The following is a 4,301-nucleotide window of genomic DNA, read 5'->3' on the forward strand; positions in this document are numbered from 1 at the left end:
AAGAAAGGAAACGCTATTAAAATAAATCAAATCGGTTGCCTATGTAGACCTTGGGATGGTTAACGCTCATGGAATATGGGTGTGCTGCGGGCAGATTACGGCGGATTTCCGCGCTTTTGCGTTTTACCGCCGTAAATATTCCGCCCACTTTACGGCGGTTTTCCGCAATTTTGCGTTTTTCAACCGTAATGCAGCCACTGGACTTACGGCGGCTTTCCGCATTTTCCTATTGTACAGCCGTAATTATCTCGTCTTTTCCTACTCAGACGGTCATCCTCTGGCGTTCTACAGCCCCTCGCCTACTTTAGGAACGCCCGATATGCGCGATAGGTTTCATACGCATCGGCTTTGGATGCCAATTCAATGGGTGCGTGCATGGAAAGCATTGCCGTACCGCAATCGACGACCTCTGCGCCATATTCCGCAAGAATATAGGCAATCGTTCCGCCGCCGCCAGCATCCACAGCGCCAAGCTCGGCAGTCTGGTAAATAACGCCGTTCTCTTTGAAAATCTGACGCACGTCATTTAAGAATTCCGCATTGGCATCGTTAGAGCCGCCTTTTCCGCCGGATCCCGTGTACTTGGCAATCGCAACACCGCATCCGAGGTGCGCTGTGTTCTGCTTTTCAAAGACTTGCGTTCCTTCGTACTGCGGGTCAAATGCCGCAGTCACGTCAGCGGACAACACGCGAGAACGCGCCATCGAACGCTTGAGATAAAGCTCACTGTACTCGCCTTTGGAAGAGGCGATAATTTCCGCCACCACATTCATAAAGAAGTGCGACTTCATTCCCGTGTTGCCAATAGACCCAACTTCTTCTTTGTCCACAAACAGACCGACTGCCGTGCGTTCTGGTTTTTCAGTTTCCAAAATGGCTTTGAGATTGGCATACGAGCAGATGCGATCATCATGCCCATGACCGGCAATGAGCGAACGGTCAAATCCAACTTCACGTGCCGGACCGGCAGGAACGGCTTCCAGTTCTGCAACCTGGAAATCTTCTTCTTCGATGCCGTATTTTTCATGCAAAATAGACAGGATGTTCGTCAAGATGGGGTCTTTGTCGTCTTCCTGTTTGTTTCGACTGCTGTGACCGACCACAATCTGCAGGCGTTCTCCCGTGATATTCTCTGCGGAGGATTTCTGATTCGGATTGCGAGAAAGATGAATCAGCAAATCATTGATGTAGAATACCGGGTCTGCCGGATCTTCTCCAATATGGATTTCTACACGCTTGCCGTCTTTCGTGAACAATACACCGTGCAGGGCAAGCGGCGTGTTCACCCAATGATACTTCTTGACTCCACCGTAATAGTGCGTGCGTAAATACGCCATATTGCCGGCTTCGTGGAGCGGATTGGCTTTGATGTCCAATCTCGGGGCATCAATATGCGAACCGACGATGTCCATGCCTTCGCATATATCCTTGCCGATAACAAAGAGAGCGGCACTCTTCCCACGATTCGAGGCGACAATCTTATCGCCTGCTTTGACTCCTTTTTTTAGTGCCTCTTCCAGCGGCATAAATCCCGCATCTTTTGCGGCACGTACAATGTAATCATGCGCTAAACGCTCGGTTTTGGCATCGGATAAAAAGGCAATGTATTCTTGACTATACGCTTCCATTTCCTGCCATTCCGCGTCTGTAAGTGCTTCCCAGACATTGGTTATTTCGTATTTCATAATTCTCCTTTCCGGGCACAACGCCTTTTTCTCCCCTCCGCCAAAGCCAAAAATAAAAGTAAGAAAACAGCTTAGGCGTGCGAGATGCTATTGTGCCTGTATTGTTTTATTTCTTTTCTATACTACCATATCCACCAACTTCTCGGACGTTGATTCTGCATCGTCCTTCTGTTACACTGATGCCGTCGTCAAGATAATGCCGACAAAATGAATCGTCTTTTGTTTCCTTTTGTCGCTTTTGGATAAAGATAAGAAGACTGCGTTTATAACAAGGAGGCACTATGAATTTGTTTCAACATAAACCGAATGTGGAAGAAGAACGGTCGCAGGAGGAGGTGACGGCTTCTTCCGAAAAGAGCGAAACGGACAAAGAAGTTCTCATCACGAAGGAAATGCTTATTTCGGAAGTGATTCAACGAAAGCCCCACACCATCCAAACCTTGATGCTCATTGGCATGGGCTGCATCGGTTGTCCGAGTTCTCTCATGGAAACCGTGGAACAAGCCGCTTGGGTACACGGGATTGACCCGGATATGCTGGTGGAAAAACTGAACGAATGCTAACAAAAAACAACGCAGGAAGGACTGTCCTTCCTGCGTCGTTTTTCTTTTTGTTCTTTTTACTTTTTCAACAATTCGCTGAGCTTCTTTTGGTCAAAGCCAATGATTTCTTCTCCATCGACGACAATGACCGGAACGCCGCGATATCCGCGATCCAGCATCCACTGGCGCGCTTCGGTATCTGCCGCAACATCCTTCTCGGTATACGCAATATTATTGTCTGCCATAAACGCCTTTGCCGCCTTGCAATGTACGCAGGTCGGTGAGGTATAAATCGTTACTTCTGCCATTCGTAAATCCTTTCTTTTGGTGTCTGCCTCGCAGAATTCCCTTTGTACGCGGACTGCGCGAAAAGAAGAAAGCAGAGACATCACTGCGTTTCGATTCGCGCGGCCGCTTTTGACCTTTTGTTCTATCGGTTCTCCTTATACCCAAAAGTTTGCCATAGTGCCACGAAATCTTGCGGAGAAAGATTTTCTGCTCGCGCAGTTGAGGGTAAGCCGCGCAGAACAAGAAATTTTTCCATCGCCTGTGCATCTGCGCCGGTGGAACGCACGAGTGCTTTTTTCACCATCTTGCGCCGTTCCAGAAACGCCTGACGCACAATGGCATTTACTGCCTCTCTCTCGGCTGCCGAAAGTCCGCCAAGCGGTTCTTTTTTAAGATGCACCACGGCGGAATCCACCTTGGGTGGCGGCAAAAATGAGGTACGCGGAACGGTAAAGGCTTTTTTTGCCTTGCCATAAAGGGCAAGCAGTACGGACAGTGCCCCGTAGGTTTTCGTTCCCGGCACAGCGGTCATGCGATCCGCCACTTCCTTCTGCACGAGAACGGTGATGTTCTCCACCGGAAGCGCATCATCGAGAAAACGACGAATAAGCGGTGTCGTTATGTAATAGGGAACGTTCGCAACCACCTGTACGGCAGTCCCGGCAGAGCATCGCTCCAGTTCCTTTTCCAACGGCAATTTCAGCGCATCCCCTTTGAGAAGATGAAACTTTGGATTATCGCCAAAGGCTTCTTCCAGCACCGGATAAAAGGTACGATCCAATTCGACAGAAACCACATGCGCACCCGTTTCCAGCAGGGCTTGTGTCAGCGTACCGATGCCCGGTCCCACTTCTAAAACAGTGTCCTTTTCGGTAATGTTCGCAGTTTCGACAATCTTATGAACCGCATGACCATCAATCAGAAAGTTCTGCCCCAATGCCTTGGTAAAATGCAAATGATGGCGTTTCATCACCGCACGCAGAACAGAAGGCGTATACAGACGATCATCTGCCATTTTCTTCCTCCCGGTCTGCACGTTCTCTTCTCTCGTTTTGCACGTCGGATGTGTCTTCTGCGCCATCGAAGGCTTCTCCCCGTTCATGATGGACGAGCTGCATCGCCGATTCAAATTCATTTCGGGTAACACCAAAATCATTGAGACGCGCCAGCAGCTGTTTCGCATTCCCATAGCTAATGCCCAGTTTTCCGGCTAAGGCAATGCGTCTCGCCTTTGCCCCTTCTGCACCGTCCAACCCATGCGCAAAAAGATCGTCTGCGGAAAACACATGACGTTCTTCACAAAGCGTTGCCCGTGCGCGCTGAAGCGCTTCGCGGATCACTTCCGGCGACGCATTTTCCACGCCGATATCATCCCCTTTTGTCGCTGACAGGCGATCAAGATACGCATGTTTTGCCTGCGGAATCCGCTCGGCAAGCAGCTGCCGAATACGCTTTCCGGCATAGTCGGGATCTGTCAGAATGATGATGCCGCAGCGTTCGGCGGCCTCTTCAATTTCCTGTAAAATCCGCGCATTTAAGCCATGCCCATGCGTCGTTAGACATTGCGCATCGACTGCCGCCTTAACGGCGGCGACATCGTCTTTTCCTTCCACAACGATTACTTCTTGAATGCGCATGAAGCCCCTTGCCCTTTCTGCTCGGAAGAGAGAACCGTATCGTCTTTGCTCTTTAGCAAAAACGAACCGTTTTTGTTTTCTTTTTCCTCTATGGGAAGGGCAAAGAAAGCGATGGTGTTCTTTCGTATGCCGTCTTCTGCTTGAAAAAA

General features: G+C 49.5%; 5 protein-coding genes. 1 reads left to right on the forward strand and 4 read right to left on the reverse strand.

Annotation, left to right across the window (positions count from 1 at the left end; genetic code table 11):
- Positions 1 to 299 precede the first annotated feature (299 nt).
- A complete protein-coding gene (locus RDL68_RS06055) occupies positions 300 to 1,685 on the reverse strand; it encodes an aminopeptidase (protein WP_308540782.1) in 1,386 nt (461 codons plus the stop codon).
- A gap of 281 nt (positions 1,686 to 1,966) precedes the next feature.
- Between RDL68_RS06055 and RDL68_RS06060 the strand changes: the two genes are divergently transcribed.
- Positions 1,967 to 2,248, forward strand: a complete 282-nt coding sequence (locus tag RDL68_RS06060) for a DUF1858 domain-containing protein (RefSeq protein ID WP_308540783.1) — start codon at positions 1,967 to 1,969, stop codon at positions 2,246 to 2,248.
- Positions 2,249 to 2,304: 56 nt separating this feature from the next.
- Here the strand turns inward: RDL68_RS06060 and RDL68_RS06065 are convergent, their stop codons facing one another.
- From RDL68_RS06065 to rnmV, 3 genes are all read right to left on the reverse strand, one after another.
- The gene (locus tag RDL68_RS06065; RefSeq protein WP_308540784.1) at positions 2,305 to 2,535 is read right to left on the reverse strand and encodes a glutaredoxin family protein; all 231 of its coding nucleotides are present in this window, start codon (positions 2,533 to 2,535) and stop codon (positions 2,305 to 2,307) included.
- 122 nt (positions 2,536 to 2,657) lie between these two features.
- Positions 2,658 to 3,530 carry a 16S rRNA (adenine(1518)-N(6)/adenine(1519)-N(6))-dimethyltransferase RsmA gene (gene rsmA / locus RDL68_RS06070; protein ID WP_308540785.1) on the reverse strand — a complete coding sequence of 291 codons (873 nt, stop codon included), beginning with the start codon at positions 3,528 to 3,530 and terminating at the stop codon, positions 2,658 to 2,660.
- Positions 3,520 to 4,152 (reverse strand): ribonuclease M5, encoded by a 633-nt coding sequence (gene rnmV, locus RDL68_RS06075; RefSeq protein WP_308540786.1) that lies wholly within the window; start codon positions 4,150 to 4,152, stop codon positions 3,520 to 3,522. Before rnmV ends, rsmA begins: the two co-directional genes overlap by 11 nt.
- Between the last annotated feature and the right edge of the window lie 149 nt (positions 4,153 to 4,301).

The organism is uncultured Murdochiella sp. (assembly GCF_902488755.1).
Taxonomy (GTDB): Bacteria; Bacillota; Clostridia; order Tissierellales; family Peptoniphilaceae; genus Murdochiella.